The organism is Alkalihalobacterium sp. APHAB7 (assembly GCF_048323755.1).
Taxonomy (GTDB): domain Bacteria; phylum Bacillota; class Bacilli; order Bacillales; family Bacillaceae_F; genus Alkalihalobacterium.
Genome location: NZ_JBLWFS010000012.1, coordinates 1 through 22,715, shown reverse-complemented (window position 1 = coordinate 22,715; position 22,715 = coordinate 1). Strand labels below are relative to the sequence as shown.

20 protein-coding genes, 2 tRNA genes and 1 other annotated feature are annotated in these 22,715 nt (G+C 37.9%); of the genes, 2 read left to right on the top strand and 20 right to left on the bottom strand.

Annotated features, from left to right (window positions below; genetic code table 11):
* Window positions 1–15: 15 nt before the first annotated feature.
* The 6 genes from ACNSTQ_RS13100 to ilvE form a co-directional block, all read right to left on the bottom strand.
* A complete protein-coding gene (locus ACNSTQ_RS13100) occupies window positions 16–1,563 on the bottom strand; it encodes a 2-isopropylmalate synthase (RefSeq protein WP_418200264.1) in 1,548 nt (515 codons plus the stop codon).
* Window positions 1,550–2,572: a ketol-acid reductoisomerase gene (gene ilvC / locus ACNSTQ_RS13095; RefSeq protein WP_418200263.1), complete on the bottom strand. Its 1,023-nt coding sequence runs from the start codon at window positions 2,570–2,572 to the stop codon at window positions 1,550–1,552. Before ilvC ends, ACNSTQ_RS13100 begins: the two co-directional genes overlap by 14 nt.
* A gap of 50 nt (window positions 2,573–2,622) precedes the next feature.
* Window positions 2,623–3,141, bottom strand: a complete 519-nt coding sequence (ilvN, locus tag ACNSTQ_RS13090; protein ID WP_418200262.1) for an acetolactate synthase small subunit — start codon at window positions 3,139–3,141, stop codon at window positions 2,623–2,625.
* A complete protein-coding gene (ilvB, locus tag ACNSTQ_RS13085) occupies window positions 3,138–4,901 on the bottom strand; it encodes an acetolactate synthase large subunit (RefSeq protein WP_418200261.1) in 1,764 nt (587 codons plus the stop codon). The genes ilvN and ilvB overlap by 4 nt, the downstream gene beginning before the upstream one ends.
* 97 nt (window positions 4,902–4,998) lie before the next feature.
* Window positions 4,999–5,261 (bottom strand) — a binding site (T-box leader).
* Window positions 5,262–5,285: 24 nt separating this feature from the next.
* Window positions 5,286–6,953: a dihydroxy-acid dehydratase gene (gene ilvD / locus ACNSTQ_RS13080; protein ID WP_418200260.1), complete on the bottom strand. Its 1,668-nt coding sequence runs from the start codon at window positions 6,951–6,953 to the stop codon at window positions 5,286–5,288.
* A gap of 52 nt (window positions 6,954–7,005) precedes the next feature.
* Entirely contained in the window at window positions 7,006–7,914 is a 909-nt protein-coding gene (gene ilvE, locus ACNSTQ_RS13075; protein WP_418200259.1) for a branched-chain-amino-acid transaminase, read from the bottom strand.
* Window positions 7,915–8,294: 380 nt separating this feature from the next.
* Here ilvE and ACNSTQ_RS13070 point away from each other — a divergent pair, with 380 nt between their 5' ends.
* Entirely contained in the window at window positions 8,295–8,702 is a 408-nt protein-coding gene (locus ACNSTQ_RS13070) for a hypothetical protein (protein WP_418200258.1), read from the top strand.
* 140 nt (window positions 8,703–8,842) lie between these two features.
* Here the strand turns inward: ACNSTQ_RS13070 and ACNSTQ_RS13065 are convergent.
* The 12 genes from ACNSTQ_RS13065 to glcT form a co-directional block, all read right to left on the bottom strand.
* Window positions 8,843–8,919: transfer RNA gene (locus ACNSTQ_RS13065), tRNA-Arg, on the bottom strand.
* Window positions 8,920–8,922: 3 nt separating this feature from the next.
* Window positions 8,923–8,996, bottom strand: a tRNA-Gly gene (locus ACNSTQ_RS13060).
* A 267-nt stretch (window positions 8,997–9,263) separates the two neighbouring features.
* Window positions 9,264–9,779, bottom strand: a complete 516-nt coding sequence (locus ACNSTQ_RS13055) for a metallophosphoesterase family protein (RefSeq protein ID WP_418200257.1) — start codon at window positions 9,777–9,779, stop codon at window positions 9,264–9,266.
* A 28-nt stretch (window positions 9,780–9,807) separates the two neighbouring features.
* Window positions 9,808–10,401 carry an XTP/dITP diphosphatase gene (locus ACNSTQ_RS13050; protein WP_418200256.1) on the bottom strand — a complete coding sequence of 198 codons (594 nt, stop codon included), beginning with the start codon at window positions 10,399–10,401 and terminating at the stop codon, window positions 9,808–9,810.
* Window positions 10,398–11,174: a ribonuclease PH gene (gene rph, locus ACNSTQ_RS13045; protein WP_418200255.1), complete on the bottom strand. Its 777-nt coding sequence runs from the start codon at window positions 11,172–11,174 to the stop codon at window positions 10,398–10,400. Before rph ends, ACNSTQ_RS13050 begins: the two co-directional genes overlap by 4 nt.
* 256 nt (window positions 11,175–11,430) lie before the next feature.
* Window positions 11,431–12,519 (bottom strand): GerMN domain-containing protein, encoded by a 1,089-nt coding sequence (locus ACNSTQ_RS13040; protein WP_418200254.1) that lies wholly within the window; start codon window positions 12,517–12,519, stop codon window positions 11,431–11,433.
* 256 nt (window positions 12,520–12,775) lie between these two features.
* Window positions 12,776–13,573, bottom strand: a complete 798-nt coding sequence (racE, locus tag ACNSTQ_RS13035; protein WP_418200253.1) for a glutamate racemase — start codon at window positions 13,571–13,573, stop codon at window positions 12,776–12,778.
* 32 nt (window positions 13,574–13,605) lie between these two features.
* Window positions 13,606–14,061, bottom strand: a complete 456-nt coding sequence (locus ACNSTQ_RS13030) for a MarR family winged helix-turn-helix transcriptional regulator (protein WP_418200252.1) — start codon at window positions 14,059–14,061, stop codon at window positions 13,606–13,608.
* 147 nt (window positions 14,062–14,208) lie between these two features.
* Window positions 14,209–15,927, bottom strand: a complete 1,719-nt coding sequence (ptsP, locus tag ACNSTQ_RS13025) for a phosphoenolpyruvate--protein phosphotransferase (protein WP_418200251.1) — start codon at window positions 15,925–15,927, stop codon at window positions 14,209–14,211.
* The gene (locus ACNSTQ_RS13020; protein ID WP_418200250.1) at window positions 15,927–16,190 is read right to left on the bottom strand and encodes a phosphocarrier protein HPr; all 264 of its coding nucleotides are present in this window, start codon (window positions 16,188–16,190) and stop codon (window positions 15,927–15,929) included. Before ACNSTQ_RS13020 ends, ptsP begins: the two co-directional genes overlap by 1 nt.
* 29 nt (window positions 16,191–16,219) lie before the next feature.
* On the bottom strand, window positions 16,220–18,190 hold the full coding sequence (gene ptsG, locus ACNSTQ_RS13015) for a glucose-specific PTS transporter subunit IIBC (protein WP_418200249.1): 1,971 nt from the start codon (window positions 18,188–18,190) through the stop codon (window positions 16,220–16,222).
* A 232-nt stretch (window positions 18,191–18,422) separates the two neighbouring features.
* Window positions 18,423–19,265, bottom strand: coding sequence for a glucose PTS transporter transcription antiterminator GlcT (gene glcT / locus ACNSTQ_RS13010; protein WP_418200248.1), 843 nt, complete (start codon window positions 19,263–19,265; stop codon window positions 18,423–18,425).
* A 187-nt stretch (window positions 19,266–19,452) separates the two neighbouring features.
* Here glcT and ctaD point away from each other — a divergent pair, with 187 nt between their 5' ends.
* The gene (gene ctaD, locus ACNSTQ_RS13005; protein WP_418200247.1) at window positions 19,453–21,333 is read left to right on the top strand and encodes a cytochrome c oxidase subunit I; all 1,881 of its coding nucleotides are present in this window, start codon (window positions 19,453–19,455) and stop codon (window positions 21,331–21,333) included.
* Window positions 21,334–21,531: 198 nt separating this feature from the next.
* Here the strand turns inward: ctaD and ACNSTQ_RS13000 are convergent, their stop codons facing one another.
* Together ACNSTQ_RS13000 and ACNSTQ_RS12995 are read right to left on the bottom strand one after the other, a co-directional pair.
* Window positions 21,532–21,756 (bottom strand): helix-turn-helix domain-containing protein, encoded by a 225-nt coding sequence (locus tag ACNSTQ_RS13000; protein WP_216828860.1) that lies wholly within the window; start codon window positions 21,754–21,756, stop codon window positions 21,532–21,534.
* 164 nt (window positions 21,757–21,920) lie between these two features.
* Complete coding sequence (locus ACNSTQ_RS12995) at window positions 21,921–22,388, bottom strand: acyl-CoA thioesterase (RefSeq protein ID WP_418200246.1); 468 nt, start codon at window positions 22,386–22,388, stop codon at window positions 21,921–21,923.
* Between the last annotated feature and the right edge of the window lie 327 nt (window positions 22,389–22,715).

Sequence of the window (22,715 nt, the reverse complement as noted above, 5' to 3'; positions counted from 1 at the left end):
CACTCATTAAGCCTATTACAGCTTTACTTCCTGAACCGGATCTAGTTCACGTGTTCTTCTATTTAAAATACGATTTACAGCGTTAATATAAGCTCTGGCAGATGCTTCTAGTACGTCATGTGCCGTTCCACGGCCACTCGTTTCCGTTCCGTCAAAGCGAACCTTAACATAAACTTCTGCTAATGCGTCTCTTCCGCCAGTAATTGACTGAATACGGTAGTCTAATAGTTTAACTGGTGATGCAATAATACGCTCAAGCGTGTTATAAATCGCTTCAACACTACCTGAACCTGTCGCAGCTTCTTGTACGATTTCTCCGTCAGGCATTTTCATCGTAATCGTGGCTGTTGGAATATTCATTGTTCCATAGTTCACTTGTAAACTATCAACTTCGTAGTATTGAACAGCAGCACCAATCTTCTCTTCTGTCATAAGAGCAAAAATATCATCTTCTGTGATTTCTTTTTTCTTATCTGCCAGTTCTTTAAATGCTTTAAAAACTTTATTAATTTGTTCGTCTGTGGCAGTGTAACCGAGTTCTCTAATTTTGTCTTTAAATGCATGGCGGCCTGAATGCTTTCCAAGTACCATTCGATTAGATGAAACACCGACAAGTTCTGGTGTAATAATTTCATAGGTTGTTTTCTCTTTAAGTACACCATCTTGGTGAATACCAGACTCATGAGCGAATGCATTATTACCAACAACCGCTTTGTTATTCGGTACAACCATACCCGTCAGCTTACTAACTAACGAACTCGTTCGTTTTACTTCTTTTAATGTAAGGCCTGTCGCTGCTTTATAAAAATCATTACGGATATGCAGAGCTACTGCCACTTCTTCTAAAGAAGCATTTCCAGCGCGCTCGCCAATTCCATTAATCGTTCCTTCCACTTGATCTGCACCTGCTTCAATCGCTGCTAGCGAGTTAGCCGTCGCCATCCCTAAATCATCATGGCAGTGTGTGGAAAGTTTGGCTTTGTGCATATTTGGTACGTTTTCTTTTAAATAGCTAAAAATATGCGTAATTTCTTTCGGAGTGATATATCCGACTGTATCTGGGATGTTAATGACGGAAGCACCTGCATCAATAACTTGCTCAATGATACGAACTAGAAAATCTAAATCAGAACGACAAGCATCTTCAGCAGACCATTGAATTTTAGGAAACTTTTGCGCAGCATATTTTACAGAAGCAACAGCATTTTCAATCACTTGATCTGGTGTCATCCGAAGTTTATGTGTCATATGAATAGGAGATGTTGCAATAAATACGTGAATTCTTGGATCTACTCCACCTTTAAGCGCTTCCCAAGCTGCATCGATATCCGATTGAACACTTCTTGACAATCCAGTTACCGAACTGCCTTTTACGAGGTCTGCAATCGCTTTAACAGACTTAAAATCCCCAGGGGATGAAGCCGGGAACCCGGCTTCTATGATATCGACCCCTAGTCGTTCTAACTGTCTAGCAATCTCAAGTTTTTCTTCAAAGTTTAAATTGACACCTGCGGATTGCTCACCGTCTCTTAAAGTTGTATCGAATACATCAATTTTTCGCACTACCTACCACTCCTTTTGATTTGGCCTTGACGAAAGGCATCATTTCACGAAGTTCGCGACCAACCACTTCAATTGGATGTTTTTTCTCACTTTCGTTGATTGCAGTAAACTCTGGACGATTTGCTTGGTTTTCTAAGATCCAACCTTTAGCAAATTTACCAGTTTGGATATCACTTAAAATGGATTTCATAGCTTTTTTCGTATCCTCTGTTACGATTTGTGGTCCAGCAACAAAGTCACCCCATTGTGCTGTGTCAGAGATTGAATAACGCATGTACTCAAGTCCACCTTCGTACATTAAGTCAACGATAAGCTTTAATTCATGTAAACACTCAAAGTATGCAACTTCAGGTTGGTAACCTGCTTCTACTAACGTTTCGAAACCAGCTTTTACTAGAGCTGAAGTTCCTCCACAAAGTACTGCTTGCTCACCGAAAAGATCCGTTTCTGTTTCTTCTTGGAATGTTGTTTCAATAACTCCACCGCGAGCAGAACCAATTTGTTTTGCGTAAGCTAATGCAAGCTCTTTTGCTTGACCTGTCGCATCTTGATATACTGCGATTAATCCTGGTACACCAGCACCTTCAGTGAATGTACGACGTACTAAGTGTCCTGGTCCTTTTGGTGCTGCTAAGAATACATCAACATCTGCTGGTGGTTTAATTTGATTAAAATGTACATTGAAACCGTGTGCGAATACTAACGCTTTACCAGCTGTTAATTCTGGTTCGATTGACTCTTTATATACTTTCGGTTGGTTTTCATCTGGAAGAAGGATCATCACAACTTGAGCTTTTGTAGCCGCTTCTTGAACTGTAAGTACCTCAAAACCGTCATTTACCGCTTGATCCCAAGACTTCCCTGGGCGTAACCCTACAACTACACTTACTCCACTTTCACGTAAGTTTTGTGCATGAGCATGACCTTGAGAACCGTATCCGATAATTGCCACTGTTTTTCCTTGTAATACGCCTTCGTTGATATCACCGTTATAATAGATGTTTGCCATAATAAATCTCTCCTCTTTTAATGTTATTTTAGTTTTTATATTATTAATAATTAATTAATTAGCGTAATTCTGTTTGATTCAAGAGATCTTTTGGTCCCGCGCTTAAGAGCAGTTATTCCAGTACGAGCAAGGTCTTGAATTCCATATGGTTTAAGGAGGTCTAACAATGCTTCGACTTTTTCGTGATCTCCAGTAATTTCAATGGTCATATTCTCACGACTAACATCAATGATCGATGCTCTAAATGGATTGACAAGAGCACCGATTTCAGCTCTTTGTTGAGGTGTCACTCCAACTTTTATTAGTGCTAATTCTCTAGCAACGGTTTGTTCATCGGTTATGTCTCTTACCTTAAGTACATCCACTTGTTTGTTTAGCTGTTTAATAACTTGATCAATATTTCCAATCGTATCTACAACAACGACAAACGTCATTCTAGAAATTGAAGGGTTTTCTGTAATACCTACAGTAATACTTTCAATATTGAAATTACGTCTAGCAAATAAACCAGTAATTCGGTTAAGTACACCTGACGTATTATTTACAAGAGCAGTTATTGTTCGTTTCATGGTTTAATTCCCTCCATTTCATGCTGTCCTTTACCAGGAGCAATCATTGGATATACGTTTTCTATTTGAGTAACTCTAAAGTCCATTAAGACGGGACCGTCATGTGCAAGTGCTTCTTCTAATGCCCCTTTTACATCCTCAACTTTATCAACTCGCATTCCTTTTACATCGTAAGCTTCTGCTAGTTTTACAAAGTTAGGTTGTGTGTTAAATACTGAATTAGAGTAACGCTCTTCATAGAAAAGCTGCTGCCATTGACGAACCATACCGAGTGAAGAATTATTTACGATAATAATCTTGACTGGTAAGTTTAAGTCTTGAAGAATGGAAAGCTCTTGAGCTGTCATCTGAAATCCAGCGTCTCCTAAAATGGATATAACTGGTGTATTCGGTTCTGCAAATTGTGCTCCTATCGCCGCTGGGAAACCAAAGCCCATCGTTCCTAGGCCTCCAGATGTAACCCAACGATTTGGTTTATTAAACTTATAGTATTGAGCTGCCCACATTTGATGCTGACCTACATCTGTAGTAACAATCGCTTCACCATTTGATACTTCATAGATTAATTCCATTAGCTTTTGCGGCTTGATCGTTTCTCCATCTTCTTTGTACCAAAGTGGATATTCCGCTTTCATCTTGTCTAACTCAGCTAACCAAACTCCCGTTTCACCTGCTGACCCATTCTCATCTAATAGCATTTTCAATGCTGCTTTTGCATCTCCAACTACTGGAATCTGTGTTTCAATGTTTTTACCAATTTCAGCTGGATCGATGTCGATGTGAGCAATTTTTGCATTTGGTGCAAAATGTTGTAATGCCCCAGTTAATCGATCATCAAAACGTGCACCTATGCTAATGAGTAGATCACTTTGATGGATAGCCATATTTGCTGCGTATGTTCCGTGCATTCCGGCCATCCCCAAAAATAATTCATGTTCTCCAGGGAAAGCCCCAAGGCCAAGTAACGTACTTGCAACCGGAATACGCATTTTTTCAGCATATTCAAATAACTCATCGTAAGCATGTGCATGGAGAACGCCAGCACCCGATAAAATACATGGCTTTTTCGCTTCACTTACTGCTTCAGCAAGCTTTCTAATTTGCAATTTATTTGGAATGACTGTCGGTTGATAACCTGGCAAATCGACTTCTTTTTCATAATCAAATATACCTGTAGCAACCGATACATCTTTAGGTAAATCAATAAGGACTGGACCCGGTCGCCCTGTTGTTGCAATGTGGAATGCTTCCTTCATGATTCTCGGAAGGTCTTCTATCGTTCTCACTTGAAAATTATGTTTTGTAATAGGCATTGTAATACCAATCATATCTGCTTCTTGAAAGGCATCTGTTCCAATGACCGAAGTAGCAACTTGACCTGTGATTACAACAAGTGGTAACGAGTCAATCATTGCATCAGCAATTCCTGTAACTACATTTGTAGCCCCAGGGCCTGATGTCACTATACAGACTCCAGGTTTTCCTGATACTCTTGCGTACCCTTCTGCAGCGTGAATAGCTCCTTGTTCATGGCGAGCTAGAATATGACGAATACCTGATTTATAGATTTCATCATATGTTGGTAAGATTGCCCCGCCTGGATAGCCAAAGATGACATCTACACCTTCTTTAGCTAAAGCTTTAATTAACATACTAGACCCTGTTACTGGTTGCTTCTCCTCTACTACACTTAGCTCTTTGTTTCTCAACTTGGTACTCACTTTTTCTTCCTCCCTACTACCAGTTGATTTTTTATTCATACTTATAAAGATTTATATATTTTAAGAAAGAAAAAACCTTTCTTATTACCAAATAAAAAACACCTTCTCACCCCATCATGAACCTATTGGTCCTAGCAGAAGGGGTGAAAAGATGTTCTCTTTCCACGGTACCACCCTTTTTTATGACATTTTTACAAATGTCACCTCATGGACGTAAGTATCATTTGACGTCCAGTTTTAATAACGAGTGCAGTGAACACCCGACCAACCCTACTAGCTTACGTTCGAATTGGCACTCCGAGGTGAGTTCATCGAAAGGAGCATCGCCGCCTCTCAGCACAAGCGGCTCTCTGTGGATGCTGATCCTTTTCAACTACTTTTCCTCTTCAACGTTTTTATCTCTATGTTCTTTTTTTCTATTGTTTATATTTTCATAACTCCGCCAGTATTAGCGGATGTAACAAGCTTAGAATATCGAGCTAGATAACCTTTTTTAATTTTAGGCTCAGGCTCTTTCCAATTTTCTCTTCTATTGGCTAATTCCTTGTCCTCGACATTTAATGTGATGGAACGATTTATTAGATCAAGAGTAATCTTATCTCCATTTTCAACAAAAGCAATTGGTCCACCTTCAGCAGCTTCTGGACTAATATGACCGATTGAAATTCCTCTTGAAGCACCAGAAAAGCGTCCGTCTGTAATGAGAGCAACCTTTGTACCTAGACCGCGTCCAACAATCGATGAAGTCGGCGCTAGCATTTCTGGCATTCCTGGACCACCTTTAGGGCCTTCATAACGAATGACTACAACATGACCAGCTTTTACATCCCCATTATTGATCCCTTCAAGTGCTTCCTCTTGTGAGTTGTAGACAATTGCTTCACCTTCAAACACTTTAATCGAAGGATCAACTGCCCCTACTTTAATAACTCCACCATCTGGAGCTAGGTTCCCAAATAGGACGGATAATCCACCTACAGGACTATAAGGGTTATCTTTTCGGCGAATGACATCATCATTCGTAATTTCAGCATCCTTAACTGTTTCATAAATCGTTTTACCTGAAATCGTAATACGATCAGGATGAATAGCTCCTTCAATTTCACATAGTTCCTTAATAATTGCACTTACTCCTCCAGCTTTGTGAACGTCGTCCATTGAATAATCTGAGGCAGGACTAATTTTACTTAAATAAGGAACTCTTTCCGCTACTTTGTTAATATCATTTATGTTGTATTCTATTTCAGCTTCATTAGCGATGGCTAATATGTGTAATACTGTATTTGTAGAACCACCCATCGCCATATCTAACGCAAAAGCATCATCAATTGTTTCTTTCGTAATAATGTCACGCGGACGAATATCTTTTTCAATCAACGTCATCAAGTGCTTCGCAGCATCTTTAATTAACTGATGTCTACCTTCTGAAGTTGCAACTAATGTTCCATTTCCAGGTAAGGCAACACCTAGCATTTCCATTAATGTGTTCATTGAATTGGCTGTAAACATCCCTGAACAGGAACCACATGTCGGACAGGCAGATTGTTCAATCTCTAGTAATTCCTCACGCGACATACTTCCTGAAGCAAATGCTCCAACTCCTTCAAATACGGATGCTAATGATAAACTCTTTCCATCTTTCGTTTTTCCAGCTTCCATTGGTCCGCCGGAAACGAAGACTGCAGGAACATTCGTACGAACAGCTGCCATCAGCATTCCTGGTGTAATTTTGTCACAGTTTGGAATGTAGAAAACTCCATCAAACCAGTGAGCATTAATGACCGTTTCAGCTGAATCACAGATAATTTCTCTACTTGGTAAGGAGTAGCGCATTCCGATGTGTCCCATCGCAATTCCATCGTCAACACCGATCGTATTGAATTCGAACGGAATACCTCCTGCTTCTCGAATAGCTTGCTTTGCTACTTCAGCAAATTTATTCAAATGCATGTGTCCTGGAATGATATCAACGTAGGAATTACAAACACCGATAAATGGTTTATCCATGTCTTCTTCTTTTACCCCGGCTGCTCTTAGTAAGCTTCTGTGTGGGGCGCGGTCTATGCCTTTTTTAATCATATTACTTCTCATATTGTTCTCTCCCACATTAATTGTATTTTTTGCTAGTACTTTAACCTCATTATTAGCTAACTTCTACTTGAGAGTTCACTGCTGTATATACTTTTTCCCCATCTTCTACTACCTTTTTACGGAAGGCTTTGAGTAATTTATTTGTCTCTTTACCAGGCTTTCCATCACCAATGACTCTTCCGTCAACTTTTACAACTGCAATAACTTCAGCTGCCGTACCCGTTAGAAAAACTTCATCTGCTACATACACGTCATGACGTGTAAATGGCTCCTCTTTCACGTCGTATCCGAGATCTGAAGCAATGTCGATAATGGCATTTCTCGTAATTCCTTCGAGTGCCCCTACGTAGCCAGGTGGTGTAAGAATTTTATTTCCTTTAACAATGAACACATTATCTGCAGACCCTTCGGCTACGTATCCTTCATTGTTAAGCATTAATGCTTCACTAACTCCTGCTAATGATGCTTCTATTTTTACTAGAATATTATTTAAATAATTTAAAGATTTAACTTTAGGGCTTAATACATCCGGACGATTTCGTCTTGTCGGAACAGTAACTATTTCTAGACCATTTTCATAAAGTTCTTTCGGGAATAGCGTTAACTGTTCAGCAATAACGATGACGTTAGGTTTAGGGCATGAGGCTGGATCTAACCCTAAGTTACCTACTCCTCTTGAAACAACGAGGCGAATGTAAGCATCTTGTAATTGATTTACTTTTATCGTTTCAACGATGATTTGAGTTAATTCCTCAAGTGAATGAGGAATGTTAAGCATAATGGACTTCGCTGAATTATATAGACGTTCTAAATGTTCTTTTAATTGGAATATGTTACCGTCATAAACACGAATACCTTCAAATACACCATCACCGTATAAAAATCCATGATCGTATACTGAGATTTTCGCATTATGTTTTTCGACAAATTCCCCGTTTAAATAAATCCGTTGCTGACTCATACGATACACTCCTCATGATGTTATTAATTATTAGAAAATTTAGAATTCTTTTTTTAGACAAGTACTACGATTTGGACTTAACAACATGCATAAGTGTTTAATTATAAGTGCTTAAAAGTATTCATGCACTGCCTTTGTTATTAATATTATCAAACAATTTTGTATTTGAGGATTATATTACGCTTATTATTAGTGCTGGTCAACCACTTTTTCTAAAATTTTTTGACTATTTTGATTTATGAATATCATTGTATCCGCTTACATCATTACTGCATCAGGATTACGTAATTAAACACATTTTTTCTCATTAAATGAAAAGATTTTTTCTACTTTTGTAATAGGAAATGAAAGAATAGTAAAAACTAGGGTCGGTGATGATTATGTTAAAAATAAAATGGAAAACTCAAAAAGTGTTATTTCTAAAAGTCTCTCTACCGACACTAGCTACGAGAAGAAAAAAACCTCCTTATCTCGTACCCGTTAATTTAGAGGAACATAAGTGTAAAAAAGAATGTGAGCGAAAGTTATATCAAGCATTGTTTTCTCAAGACTATTATGTAACGCCTTATTTAGAATGTGGCAGGTTTGTCATTAATCTAGCGCTTATTCCATTTCGAATAGCTATCATTGACGAAAAGCAAGCCGGTGATGAAAAGTTTGAAAAGGCATTAAGGAAGGATGGTTGGACTGTAATATATTATAACGAAGAAGAATTGAATGAAAATTTAAAGTCTACTCTTTTGCGTATTCAGCAAGAAGCGAGCAGCTATAGACAATTATTATCATAGGAGAAAAGAGTTTAGGATGGAACATTTATGATCGGTTTATGGGACCGATCTTTTTGTTTGGATGTATACCGTTAGTAATTGAGTTTCAAACAAAAAACACCCTTATCAAATGATAAGGATGTACTGATTATGTAATCAAGTGGCGTCCCAGGAGAGATTCGAACTCCCGACCGACGGCTTAGAAGGCCGTTGCTCTATCCTGCTGAGCTACTGGGACAGTTGGAGCGGGTGATGGGAATCGAACCCACGACATCAGCTTGGAAGGCTGAGGTTTTACCATTAAACTACACCCGCAGTCTATTCACTTAAATTGTCATGCCTCTTTCTCTTCTAGCATGCCTGTGTCGATGAAACGGATTGTAATGTTTGTAACGACAATTATTAATATATAACATTTCGTACTCAATGTCAACTATTTTGTAGATTTTTTTTGCATTGGCTGACTTTTTGAATTGGACTCTTAATTCCACGCTATCTAGTATATCATATTTAAAAACATTTTATTAGTGTCTCAAAATTCTTTTAATTAGTCAGCCAATGCAAATGGTTTATTCGTTATCCTTAAATGATATACGTGTTAGATAGATCTTCTACTATATTGCCCTCAATTGAGTAAAACGTTACATCAATAGAGTTAGTTTCGATTGTACATAAGCAATACGTTTGTTCTTTTCGGTTCCGAGGAAGTCTGATGCTACCTGGATTTATATAAATAACTTCATTTTCTTTAAACGTTGTAGCTACATGAGAATGACCGAAACAAACGATACGCGCCCCTACTTCCTCCGCTCTATAGCTTAGCGGGACGTATGTCATTTTTACATTGTAGTGATGACCATGGGTTGTATAAAGTAAAATATTGTCCGTTATTTGGAGCATTACTTCTTCAGGAAAATCATTTCCCCAGTCGCAATTACCCCTGACAACATTTACTCCTTCGAGTTGTTTTGCATCTGTTTCTAATTCTGAATCCCCACAATGGATCATGTGATCGACTAAATCGCGATGACGATCAATTACATTTGCTAATTCTGTTTTCCAGCCATGACTATCGCTAACAATTAGAATTTTAACCATTAACTCATCTCCCATCATCGCAACACTATTATGAAATCTGTTTCCATTTCTCTTTAAGTTGGTGAAGCGCCTTAGCCCGATGGCTAATTTTATTTTTTTCCTCAGACGTTAATTGTGCCATCGTTTTTTGTTTTTCCTCTATGTACATAATTGGATCATAGCCAAACCCATGATCTCCAATTGGTTTCACTGTTATTTTCCCTTCACAATTCCCTTCAAAACATTCGGTCCGCCCGTCTGGATATGCAAGTGCAATTGTGCAATGAAATCGAGCTGTTCTTGCACTTTCAGGAATACCCTTTATTTCTTCTAAAACCTTCTTAATATTTTCGGCATCGTTTTTGCCTTCTCCTGCATAGCGCGCTGAATACACGCCAGGTCTACCGTCTAAAGCGTCAACAATCAGTCCTGAATCATCTGCAATTACCGGTTTTTGAAGAACCTTTGCAATCGTCACAGCCTTTAACTTTGCATTTTCAGCAAATGTCGTGCCTGTTTCTTCTACCTCTGGGAGGCTAGGGTAATCAAAAAGCGAAGTAACCTTGTAGCCTAGCTCACCTAAGATGGCATCGAACTCTTTTACTTTGCCTTTATTTTTGGTTGCTACAATGATCTCCTTCATTCAGTTACTTCCCCTTTTGGTGCTTCTATTTTCTCTGCTAGCTTATTCGAAATTTCATCACCGAGTGCCAGCTTCTGTTTTGCAATTAAATCCTCAATGCCAAGTTCAGCTAAATAAAGTAATTTGTCTAATTGACTTCGTGAAAAAGTCGCTTCTTCTCCAGTTCCTTGAAGTTCTACAAATTCACCTTTTCCAGTCATAACAACATTCATGTCGACTTCAGCACTTGCGTCTTCAAGATAACATAAATCCAATACCTCACCGTGTTCTTTGTCAATCCCAACAGAAACTGCAGCAAGGAAATCAGTTACTGGTAATTCTGGTAACGCCTTTTTCATAACATATTTTTGAAGGGCAAGTACCATTGCTACATAAGCTCCGGTAATAGCGGCTGTACGTGTTCCACCGTCTGCCTGAATAACATCACAATCAATCCAAACCGTTCTTTCACCTAGTTTTTCTAAATCAATAACTGTTCGTAATGCTCTTCCGATTAAACGCTGAATTTCCATTGTCCGTCCACTTACTTTACCTTTTGATGATTCACGAATATTTCTCTGCTGTGTTGCTCGAGGTAACATTGAATATTCCGCAGTAATCCACCCTTTACCTTGATTTCTCATAAACGGCGGTACACGGTCTTCAATCGATGCAGTGCAGATTACTTTCGTATTTCCAAAAGAAATAAGTACAGACCCCTCAGGATGCATTAAATAATCTGTTATTATTTCTACTTTTCTTAATTGATCTTGTTCTCTATTATCAACTCTCATTTGATAAAACCCTCCCTTGAAAAGCCTTACTTATGTAGTATCAACCTTTTCTGTTAATTCTATAGGCTGTTTTCGTAAACTTTGTTGCTTTTGGACCGTCTCACGCTATGCGTGAAGAGCCAAACATTCGCTTGGCTTACGGTCCAAAAGCAAGGAGCGACGATCTTGCCACGTAAAAAGGCAGCAATGTTGCTGCCTTTTTTGTTACTACTTCGTTATTATAGCAAATTTTCCTTCAATCTAATATGGTAGTGTTTTAAAACTTCCCTGTATTCACATTAACTGGACGTGAAACCGGCTCTGTTAATGGCTCACCAGAAACTTTTAATACTTTTGCTTCACCATTTACTTGGATTGCTACTTTTTCCACTCCAGGTTGTTCAGTTAATGACAAGACGATTAAGTTTAATACCTCATTTGAAATTGCTGTATTTTCCATTTGGTTTAGAATGGCTTCATTAAAATTTAACGTTACAACACCGTTTTCATATTTGGGACTATCTAGCAATTCCGCTCCGTTTCGAATGTCTGTCAGTAAATCAGAATAAATAGATGGTCCTGCTAAAAGTTGATTGACGACTTCATTAATTGAGTCATCTGTATTCTTTACTCGTCTCGTTACTGGTACATAATAAGTGTTGTCCCCATTTTGGGCAAGGAAGTAAAGGGTCACCCCTTTACTGTTCACCACATCCGCTACCTCGCTTTTTTCAAGATTGATACCATTCGCTCGACTATATCCTTCTCCAATTGGAGTATTGCCGACTGGCATCGTTTCTTGCTCATATCCATTTATACGAATTTGTACTTTATCTACATTCTCAAATTGAGTTAATGTCCAAGTGATTGATTGAAGAATTTGCAATTCTTGTTCTGGATTATATGATTTAAATTCCTCAGAAAAATCAGCTATTGCTATACGATCATCTTCTTTATAGTGAACATCTACTTCAGTTCCAGCAGGCAATACCGCTTGAAACCCACTCGGTAATAAGTTTGATACAGGCCCACCATCGACTAAATACTCTAATGATTGTCTAAGTACACCTTGAGTCTTTGGTAAATCAAATGTTTGTGAAACAACCATTCCGTTTTGATCGATTAAGTAAAGTTCTCTCGTAACCGTTTCAACTGACCCCTCTTCGGTTTCTGCTTGTTCTTCAATTGGTTGTTCCTCAGAACCTATTAATTCTGTTTCCTCACCTAGTGCTTCTCCCTCATCAACATAATTTATTTGAGGAGTATCCATTTCCTGCATCGCTTTATTTGAGCCAAAGGAACATCCAGATACGACTAACGTTAGAAGAAGCAGCGTTGGGACCCCTGTTTTGATCAATTTCCTCATTCTTTTCCCTCCTAAGGTAGTTTGTACTAGTATGTATACGAGCCTTTTTCAAAAATAGACCATCTTTGTCTACAAAATTAAAACAGCTTGATATACAGGCCGGCTACAATGCGGTTTTCATATGACAAACATTTAATTACCTGTAGGGTTATAGGAGAAAAATTAACTGCAGATGAAAATGACAGGTATAAAAAAACAAAATCGCATTGGATTTACGCTCCAATGCGATTTAAAATACGGTTCTCGACATACATTTTTACCCTAAATGGATTGTCTCTACATGGTCGAGATTAATTTTTAACCAACTGCTAGCAATCTTTTTAAATGTTACATGATCACCAGTCGTATAAAAAATATGAACAGGTTTACGGTTCTCTTTGTAAAGTAAACCTTTATGATATAGGAGCGCACTTACTTCTCGTGCTGTCTCATCACCAGAACTAATTAGCGTAATATCATTTCCTACGACACGTTGAATGACACCGCGTAGTAACGGGTAGTGTGTACACCCAAGTATTAACGTATCAAATGTATTAGTCAGAAGTGGTTGTAATGTTTCTGATACGACTTTCTTCGCTTCTTCGCCTTTAAAGATACCTTGCTCTACTAATGGAACAAAAGGCGGACAAGCCATACTTTCAACTTTTATATTACTATTAATATCTTTTAATGCTTTTTCATAAGCTTTACTTTGAATCGTTCCTGTTGTTCCAATAACAGCCACATGATCATTTTTGGTTACTTTAAGTGCTGTAATTGCTCCCGGGTGTACAACCCCAATCACAGGTATAGGTAACTTTTCTTTTACTTCGTCAAGGACGACAGCTGTTGCAGTATTACAAGCAATGACGAGCATCTTTATTTGTTCTTGTAACAGACGTTCAATCATTTGCCACGTATAAGTTCGTACTTCTTCTGCGGGTCTCGGTCCATATGGACAACGAATGGTATCCCCAATATAAACAATTTGTTCTTTCGGTAACTGTCGAAGAATTTCTTTTGCTACGGTTAATCCTCCTAGCCCCGAATCAATAACTCCAATCGGTCTATCCAAAATTCTCCCTCAATTTCTATCTTCTTTTTTGATTAGCTGTTAAGTTCTTTTGCTGAAGATTCCATTTCTTCATGAAGGACATGTAAGTTCTTTTCTAAAAATGCAATATCCTCATCCGAGAAGTTTTGAAGAATATCTTTTAAATAATCTTGTCGTTTCTTAATTACTTCTTGGATAATCGTTTCACCTTTTTCTAATAAATGAATACGAACAACTCTGCGATCTTTTAAATCTTTCACTCGTTCTACTAATTCATTCTTTTCCATACGATCGATAAGATCTGTTGTCGTACTACAGGCTAAGTGCATTTTATTCGATAAATCACCAATTGTCATATCACCTAATTCATTTAACCATTGTAAGGCAACGAATTGTGGAGGTGTAATTGGAAACTGATTAAGGATTACACGGCCCTTTTGTTTAATGATTTGTGCTATTTTTCTTAATGATTTTTCAATATGTTCTACTTGTTCAAATTCTGCCATCATCTTCCCTCCTGCTTATCATTTGTATATAAATTTAGTAGTTTTTTGATTATATCTTATTTATTTTCCCTGTTTTCCTATAGAATTGCAATAGAAAAACGTTAGGAAATGTGAAGAAGAGTTGTCAATTGACAACTCTTCTTCTCTTTATTATAGACTGCCAAACCTATTCTTAACTGATTCTTGGACTTCTTCTGATGTATTTTTCATTAGCATTTCTTTTGCGAAACTTTCTAATTCTTGCTTAGATAGTTTGGCAATTTGACTTCTTGCAGGCAAAACTGATGTTGCACTCATACTAAATTCATCGAGCCCTAATCCTAAAAGAATCGGAATTGCGATTTCGTCTCCAGCCATTTCACCACACATACCTGCCCATTTACCTTCCCTATGTGCTGCTTCAATGACCATATTTACAAGACGAAGGATTGCCGGATGATAAGGTTGATACAAGTAAGAGACTTGTTCATTCATTCGATCCGCTGCCATCGTATATTGAATTAAATCATTGGTTCCAACACTAAAGAAATCAACTTCTTTTGCAAAAAGATCAGCGACAACAGCTGTTGATGGAATTTCAACCATCATCCCTACTTCAATTGAGTCAGATACATGTTGACCTTCATTTAAAAGATTTTGTTTTTCTTCCTCTAAAATCGCTTTCGCTTGTCGTAATTCTTCAAGCGCTGCAATCATCGGAAACATAATTTTTAGGTTCCCAAATGTACTTGCTCGAAGTAATGCACGAAGTTGCGTACGGAAAATGTCCTGATGCTCTAAGCACAGTCTGATCGCACGGAAACCAAGGAATGGATTCATTTCTTTAGGAAGCTCTAAGTATGGAAGTTCTTTATCTCCACCGATATCAAGCGTACGAATAACGACAGGCTTACCTTCCATTCTTTCTAAGACCGTTTTATAGGCATTGAACTGTTCCTCTTCTGTTGGCAATTGGTCTCGCCCCATATAAAGAAACTCTGTTCGGTATAGCCCAATTCCTTCTGCACCATTATTAATAACGCCTGTTAGATCCTCAGGTGTACCTATATTAGCTGCTAATTCCACATGATGTCCATCATCTGTCTTCGTCGCTTCATTGACAAGTTTAGCCCACTCTAACTTTTGTTGTTCGTACGATTCTTTCTTCTGTTCATAAGCTTGCATTGTTTCATTATCTGGTTGAACGATAACGACACCTTCTAGTCCATCAATAATAATAGTATCGCCATTTTGGATAGAAGATGTTGCCTCTTTCGTTCCTACAATCGCAGGAATTTCCATCGATCGAGCCATGATTGCTGAATGAGATGTACGTCCACCGATATCAGCAGCAAACCCTTTAACAAATTTCGGATTCAATTGCGCTGTATCTGATGGTGTTAAGTCTTTTGCAATGATAATCGTTGCTTCATCTATGGCAGCTAACGATTTCATTTGGATACCAAGCAAATAACCTAGCACACGCTTAGAAACATCTCGGATATCGGCTGCACGTTCTTTCATATACTCATTTTCCATCGTCTCAAACATAGAAATAAATGTTTGTGAAACGTCATGAACAGCACTTTCTGCATTCACTTTTTCATTATCAATATGTGCTTGCATACCGCCGATGAATTCTGGATCACTTAAAACAAGGAGGTGAGCAGCGAAAATTGCTGCTTCTTCCTCTCCTAAATCAACTTCTGCTTTTTCTTTGATCTGCGCAAGATCAGCCTTCGCTTTCTCCAACGCTGTTTCAAGTCGATCTTTTTCAGCTGCAGGGTCAGTATCTGTTATTTTCTCAAAGGAATAGTCAGGCTCTTCCAATATATAAGCGTTTGCTATTGCAATCCCAGCTGACGCAGCTATCCCTGAAATTTGTTTCATTATTCTCCTAACCCTTCCTTGATTACAGCTTCTAATGCTTGTAATGCTTCATTTTCATCTGAACCGTCTGCTTTAATCGTTACTTCTGCCCCTTGGCCTACTCCTAGAGACATAACACCCATAATGGACTTTAAGTTCACTGACTTTCCTTTATATTCTAAGGTAATATCTGAAGAATATTGTCCTGCTTTATTTACAAGTTGTGTTGCTGGTCTCGCATGAATTCCTGTTTCTGCTGTAATTTTAAATGTTTTTTCTACCATGAGATCTACCTCTTTCTTTAAATTAGAATTTATTTATTTTCAATGGAAACTAATCCAGTTTCTCCATGTTCAACTGCTGCTTTTTCCTGCAGATTGATTATTTCATTTTCTTTTAAATTGGTGAAGACAATCGGTGTAATCGTTGATGAGGCTTTTTGTTCAATTAAGGCTAAATCCATTGTGACCAGTTTTTGACCTTGTTCAATTTCATCACCTTCTTGAACGAACACTTCAAAGCCTTCCCCATTCATTTTTACAGTATCAATACCTATATGAATTAGAATTTCATGCCCGCTATGAGCTAAAATTCCAATGGCATGCTTTGTTGGGAAAACATTAATAATTTTTCCGGATACAGGTGAGACAACGAGTCCTTCAGTTGGTGCGATCGCAAAGCCATCTCCCATCATCTTTTCTGCAAACACTTTATCAGGAACTTCTGTAATAGGTAACAGCTTTCCTTTGATAGGTGCAGCAACCTGTAATTTATCTCCTTGATCTGCAGACTCACTGTTTGATTGAGGGATGACCTTCGTTTCATCAACTTCTTGATCATCTATGTCCTGCATCACTTCTTTACCGTCAATCAAATCTTTAATCTGTCCTTTTAGCGCGTCAGATTGTGTGCCAAAGATTGCTTGTATATTATTACCCATTTCAAGGACACCTGAAGCACCTAATTTCTTTAGTTGCGAGCTATCAACTTCAGCACGGTCTTTAACCGAAACCCGAAGTCTTGTGATACAAGCATCTAATGCCGTAATATTATTCTTCCCACCTAGAGCATGTAATACATTTTTAGCTAACTCTGATTTATTTCCTTTTGCAGGAGTTTGACTAACTTGCTCCTCCGGTTCTCGTCCCGGTGTTTTTAAATTCCATTTCCTTATTGCAAAACGGAACCCGAAATAGTAAATGAACGCAAACCCAATACCTACAGGAATGATCATCCAGGAATTAGTTGATAACCCCCAATAAAGAACATAATCAATAAAGCCACCTGAGAATGTAAATCCAGCTTTAACACCTAGCAAGTCCATAATGACAAATGAAAATCCAGCAAACACACAGTGGATTAAAAATAGGACAGGTGCAACGAATAAAAATGCAAACTCAATCGGTTCTGTAATACCTGTTAAAAAGCTAGTCAAAGCCGCCGATGCCATAATACCAGCAACTGCTTTCTTTCGTTCTGGTCTTGCTTCGTGATAAATGGCTAAAGCAGCAGCTGGAAGACCAAACAACATAAACGGGAATAAACCAGCCATGAATGTTCCTGCTGTAGGGTCTCCTGCAAAGAAGCGAGTCATATCTCCTCTTACAACATCTCCTGCAGCAGTCGTAAACGTACCAAATTCAAACCAAAACGGTTGATAGAATATGTGGTGTAACCCAAATGGGATAAGAGCTCTTTGTGTAAAGCCGAAGACAAAAGCTGCTACTGTTGTCCCTGTTTCAGTCGCTAAATGGGAGAACCAGTCAATCACACCTTGAATTGGTGGCCAAATGAATACAAATGCGATACCAAGTAAAACCGCAGTTGCCGCTGTAATAATTGGAACAAACCGTTTACCTGCAAAAAATCCTAAAAATGGTGGTAGTTCTATATTATAGAAACGTTTATAAAGAGCTGCTGCTACAAGACCCATAATAATACCACCAAAGACACCTGTTTGCAGTGTCTCAATACCAAGTACGGTTACTGTTTCGGCGCCGTAATATCCAGCCATTATCCCTAACGTAGTATTCATAACTAGGTAACCGATAACAGCCGCTAACCCTGCAACTCCATCACCGTCAGCTAAACCAATAGCAACCCCAACCGCAAATAATAGCGCCAAATTACCGAATATGACGCCACCTGCTTCTGCCATGATCGGAATATTTAGAACGTTTTCATGACCAAGACCCAGTAATAAACCAGCTGCAGGTAAGACCGATACAGGTGTCATTAACGCACGACCGACACGCTGTAACGTACCAAATGCTTTTTTAAACATACTCTCACTCCTTTTATGTTTCGTTGTTGTCAAAAACCATTCATTCTCATAGAAGTAATCGTTTTCACTCATCTACAAATTCTTTTTATGTAAAAACCAAAAAAGACATGAATAAAAGAGGCATACGAGTAGACGAGACAAACCTATGGATAGATTGCCCAAGTTCTACTACATATACACTGCTTTTACTCATGCCTGATCGTATCAGTAACACGTAAATAGAGTGCACTTATTATTCGGTTGGAGTAAGCCTTTGCAAATGCATCGCTAGGTAAACTGCCTCCGCATCAGCTACTGGTAATTGATAATGAGTTTGAATGATCTTAATCAACTTCCAAGCAAGATTATAGCATACTGGATACTCTTGCTTCAATAACTTCACAAATTTTTCATTTAAATCGACTGATTCTTGATGACTGACACGATCAATTACATGCCGTAGATGGGTAACAAGTCGAGAATATTTAAGTGTATGCTTCTGTACTTGGATATTTAAACCGGTTTCTACTAAATCTACAAGTTTCATTACGAGCTTCGTATCGTCTTGTATTTCTGATAATGGTTTATTTTCTAGCGCACTATGAATATGCAACGTAACAAAACCCATTTCATCTTTAGGCAACGAAATCTCTAATTGTTCATTAATTAAAGTGATCACTTGTTCTGCAATTTGAAATTCAACTGGATACATCGACTTCGTTTCGCCTAAAAAAGGATTCGTAATGACAATTCCTTGTTCTAACCTTCTGATTGCAAAGGCAAGGTGATCCGTTAGTGCGATATGAATACGCTCATTTAATTTTTGATCTAACCTATTACTTATTAAGACAATTGCATCATTTATCGTTTCCATAATAGAGTCTTCGATTTGCAATAACAATTGCTTATATTCTTCTTGTTGCTGTTCATTCACAAGTTGAAAAAGTTGATCGATGTTTTGATGATCAATTTGGTTTCCTTGCTTTTTCCCGAATCCGAGACCTTTACCTATTATTATAACTTCTTCATCTATTGTATTTAAAGCTATGACTACGTTATTATTCAAAACTTTCTTGATTGTGTACGTTCCCCTCATTTGGCTTATCCTTTCTAAATAGCTTCGTAAGTCATCGTAATCTGCTACATCTATTTTTTCAAGTATAACGTTTATAAAAGTGAGACAAAATAGAAAGGAAAATTTTAGCGTGTTTGTATTTTATTCCGTTAATGACATTATTTATGTTTTTTTATTATTAGTGTCAGTTTAAAAAGGAGGATTTTCAGTGGAATTAGGTACTGCCAAAGTAGAAACAAATAGAAAAAAGAAAAGTGTCGTCTGGGATTGGCTGACAACTGTTGACCACAAAAAAATTGGGGTCATGTACTTAATTGCTGGGACATTATTTTTTGTGAAAGCAGGCGTTATGGCTTTACTCATTCGTATACAGCTGATGTACCCAGAAAGTTTATTTATCAGTGGTCAAACGTACAATGAAATCTTAACGATGCATGGGACAATAATGTTATTTTTTGCCGCCACCCCTATTATATTAGGGTTTATGAATTTTATCGTCCCTTTACAGATTGGTGCGAGAGACGTTGCATTTCCATTCGTAAATGCGCTCGGGTTTTGGATCTTCTTTTTTGGGGCAAGTTTAATGAGTTTAACGTGGTTTTTTGGCGGTGGACCTGATGCTGGATGGACAGCTTATGTTCCGTTATCAGGAAGAGATTACGCTGGTATCGGTTTAGATTTCTATGTACTAGGTCTACAAGTAAGTGGTATAGGTACATTAGTAGCCGCCATCAATTTTTTAGTTACCATTATTAATATGCGTGCTCCTGGAATGACTTTAATGCGGATGCCTTTATTTGTTTGGACGACATTTGTTGTATCAACATTAATTTTATTCGCATTTACTCCATTAGCAGCTGGTTTATTATTACTTATGTTAGATCGTCTATTCGGCGCCCAATTTTTTATGCCTGATATGAGTGGGAATGTTATCATCTGGCAACATATCTTCTGGATCTTTGGTCACCCGGAAGTTTATATTTTAGTACTGCCTGCTTTTGGCATCGTATCAGAAGTTATCCCTGCGTTTTCAAGGAAACGATTATTCGGATATACGACGATGGTATTTGCAACGATCTTAATTGCGTTTCTTGGGTTTATGGTTTGGGCCCATCATATGTTTACCGTTGGAATGGGACCGATTGCAAATTCAATTTTTGCGATATCGACGATGCTCATTGCTGTACCGACTGGTGTAAAAGTTTTTAACTGGTTATTTACAATGTGGGGCGGTAAAATTACGTTTAACACAGCCATGTTGTTCGCTTCTTCATTCGTACCGACGTTTGTACTCGGTGGAGTTACAGGTGTCATGGTCGCAATGGCTCCTGTTACACAGTTATACCATGACAGTTACTTTGTCGTAGCTCACTTTCATTACGTTATTGTGGGAGGTATTATTTTAGGACTGTTTGCAGGGTTATTTTATTGGTACCCTAAAATGTTTGGCCATCGCTTAAATGAGACACTCGGAAAACTGATGTTCTGGATTTTCTTTATTGGTTTTCATTTAACCTTCTTTGTTCAACACATTCTTGGAGTCATCGGAATGCCTCGCCGTGTGTACACTTACCTTGGCGACCAAGGTTGGGACGGTATGAATTACATTAGTTCAATTGGAACGTACTTTATGTCTGTGGGAGTTATCATACTCGTTGTTAATATCATTTATTCTGCCTTTAAAGAAGAACGAGTTAGTAACGGTGACCCTTGGGATGGAAGAACACTTGAATGGTCAATTCCAAACCCAGTACCCGAATATAACTTTGCTCAAACACCGCAAGTACGTTCATTAGACCCTTTATTCTATGAAAAAGTACATGGAAACGGCAAGATGAAGCCCGCTGAACCGTTGCAAGACATTCATATGCCTAATGGTTCAATACTGCCGTTCATTATGTCTGTCGGATTATTCTTCATGGGCTTTGGATTTATTATGATCAATATGAACAACCCTTGGGTGAACCCATACCTTGTCATAGCATTAGGCTCTGTTCTAACTTTCGGTGCAATGATCGTTCGATCGGTTAAAGAGGATCATGGGTTTTATATCCCTAAAGAGGAAATTAAAGAAGAAGAAATGGGTTAATCATTCCCCCTTACTTTCTTGCCCAAAGAAAGTGAGGGGGTTTTTCTTACAGGTTACGTGAACTAACAACCTTCATGTAAAAATAAGAAACTGACTCCGTCAAGCATTTATTATAAGCTCTATAGCAATATATAGCCTACTTCAAAAGTAGGCTATATATTGAGTGGCTATTAGACTTAAGAGTCAGCTTCATTTCAATTAAATCTCAAGTTCACCTAGTCGTACTAACTCGATCACTGCCTGGGAGCGCCCCTTAACCCCAAGCTTTTGCATCGTGTTTGAAATGTGATTGCGAACTGTCTTTTCACTAATGAAAAGCTGCTGAGCAATTTCTTTCGTCGTTTTGTCTTGAACCAATAGCTCAAATACTTCTCGTTCCCTTTTTGTAAGTAAAGGTTTTGGTCCGTATTCTGCTCCTTTCAATGAATTCACCCCTTCTTGCTCAGGCTGTACACCAAAGAGGCTTCAGATAAGAGAAATCCAAACGCATGAAAAGGTTCAGGTAGACTCTTACAGAAGGTATCTAGTCAAAAATATTATATGTACTGTGTATTGACCTTGTGAATTCATATAAGCTTAAAGTGATATTAAACTTCTATTTTTTTTCTAGCTGACTTCATTTTGTCGACCATTTCGTTCGTCCACTCTACAGGCTTTCCGGTTTGTTTGGAAATTTGGACGATTCTCCCTCTTCCCGTAATACAGATTTCATCTTTTTGATTCTTTACCATATAATGCAAGTCAACTGAAGTGTTTCCAATATGATGAGCTGTGACGTAAACTTTTAACTGTTCATCAAAAAATACTTGTTTAATATAATTACATTGAAGGTCAGCGGTTACAATTATGAAATCATTTTCTTTTTTCATCCATTCGCTCATTAAGCCTAATGATTTAAAATATTCTATTCTTGCTTCTTCAAAATAAATAAACACTCTTGTATTGTTTAAATGTCCGAACGCATCTGTCTCAGAAAAACGAACTTTTATAGGACAGTAGAATGAAAATGTTCCTTCCCACTCTTTTATATTTTCAATATAAGGAATACTTGACATACGAATAACCTCAACTTTCTAATTCAACTTTATATTCTTTGATATATCTTTATTTTTCTACTATAAGGAATTTTAGCATAATTTTACACTAGCACAAAGGATTAATAATTATTATTTCGCTACTCTGAAATCGCTATAAATTGTAACTGTATAGAATTGTTTTCATTGTTTGTTTTACATAACAATTCACTTAACAATTTTATCGAGTAGGAGGAGGTGATTAACCTCCGACCTCTCACACCACCGTACGTACGGTTCCGTATACGGCGGTTCAATTTTATACTAAGCATGTACTTTGTTGTAATGTTGGACACAAGAGATTAGCCC

What these genes read in the sequence shown, in the direction of transcription:
- ilvC (WP_418200263.1), bottom strand. Translation starts at nt 2,572, where the DNA reads ATGGCAAACATCTATTATAACGGTGATATCAACGAAGGCGTATTACAA.
- ACNSTQ_RS13020 (WP_418200250.1), bottom strand. Translation starts at nt 16,190, where the DNA reads ATGGTAGAAAAAACATTTAAAATTACAGCAGAAACAGGAATTCATGCG.
- ACNSTQ_RS12995 (WP_418200246.1), bottom strand. Translation starts at nt 22,388, where the DNA reads ATGTCAAGTATTCCTTATATTGAAAATATAAAAGAGTGGGAAGGAACA.
- ilvD (WP_418200260.1), bottom strand. Translation starts at nt 6,953, where the DNA reads ATGAGAAGTAATATGATTAAAAAAGGCATAGACCGCGCCCCACACAGA.
- ACNSTQ_RS13070 (WP_418200258.1), top strand. Translation starts at nt 8,295, where the DNA reads ATGTTAAAAATAAAATGGAAAACTCAAAAAGTGTTATTTCTAAAAGTC.
- glcT (WP_418200248.1), bottom strand. Translation starts at nt 19,265, where the DNA reads ATGAGGGGAACGTACACAATCAAGAAAGTTTTGAATAATAACGTAGTC.
- ACNSTQ_RS13040 (WP_418200254.1), bottom strand. Translation starts at nt 12,519, where the DNA reads ATGAGGAAATTGATCAAAACAGGGGTCCCAACGCTGCTTCTTCTAACG.
- ilvN (WP_418200262.1), bottom strand. Translation starts at nt 3,141, where the DNA reads ATGAAACGAACAATAACTGCTCTTGTAAATAATACGTCAGGTGTACTT.
- ptsP (WP_418200251.1), bottom strand. Translation starts at nt 15,927, where the DNA reads ATGAAACAAATTTCAGGGATAGCTGCGTCAGCTGGGATTGCAATAGCA.
- rph (WP_418200255.1), bottom strand. Translation starts at nt 11,174, where the DNA reads ATGAGAGTTGATAATAGAGAACAAGATCAATTAAGAAAAGTAGAAATA.
- ACNSTQ_RS13050 (WP_418200256.1), bottom strand. Translation starts at nt 10,401, where the DNA reads ATGAAGGAGATCATTGTAGCAACCAAAAATAAAGGCAAAGTAAAAGAG.
- ilvB (WP_418200261.1), bottom strand. Translation starts at nt 4,901, where the DNA reads ATGAATAAAAAATCAACTGGTAGTAGGGAGGAAGAAAAAGTGAGTACC.
- ACNSTQ_RS13030 (WP_418200252.1), bottom strand. Translation starts at nt 14,061, where the DNA reads ATGATGGCAGAATTTGAACAAGTAGAACATATTGAAAAATCATTAAGA.
- ilvE (WP_418200259.1), bottom strand. Translation starts at nt 7,914, where the DNA reads ATGAGTCAGCAACGGATTTATTTAAACGGGGAATTTGTCGAAAAACAT.
- ACNSTQ_RS13055 (WP_418200257.1), bottom strand. Translation starts at nt 9,779, where the DNA reads ATGGTTAAAATTCTAATTGTTAGCGATAGTCATGGCTGGAAAACAGAA.
- ptsG (WP_418200249.1), bottom strand. Translation starts at nt 18,190, where the DNA reads ATGTTTAAAAAAGCATTTGGTACGTTACAGCGTGTCGGTCGTGCGTTA.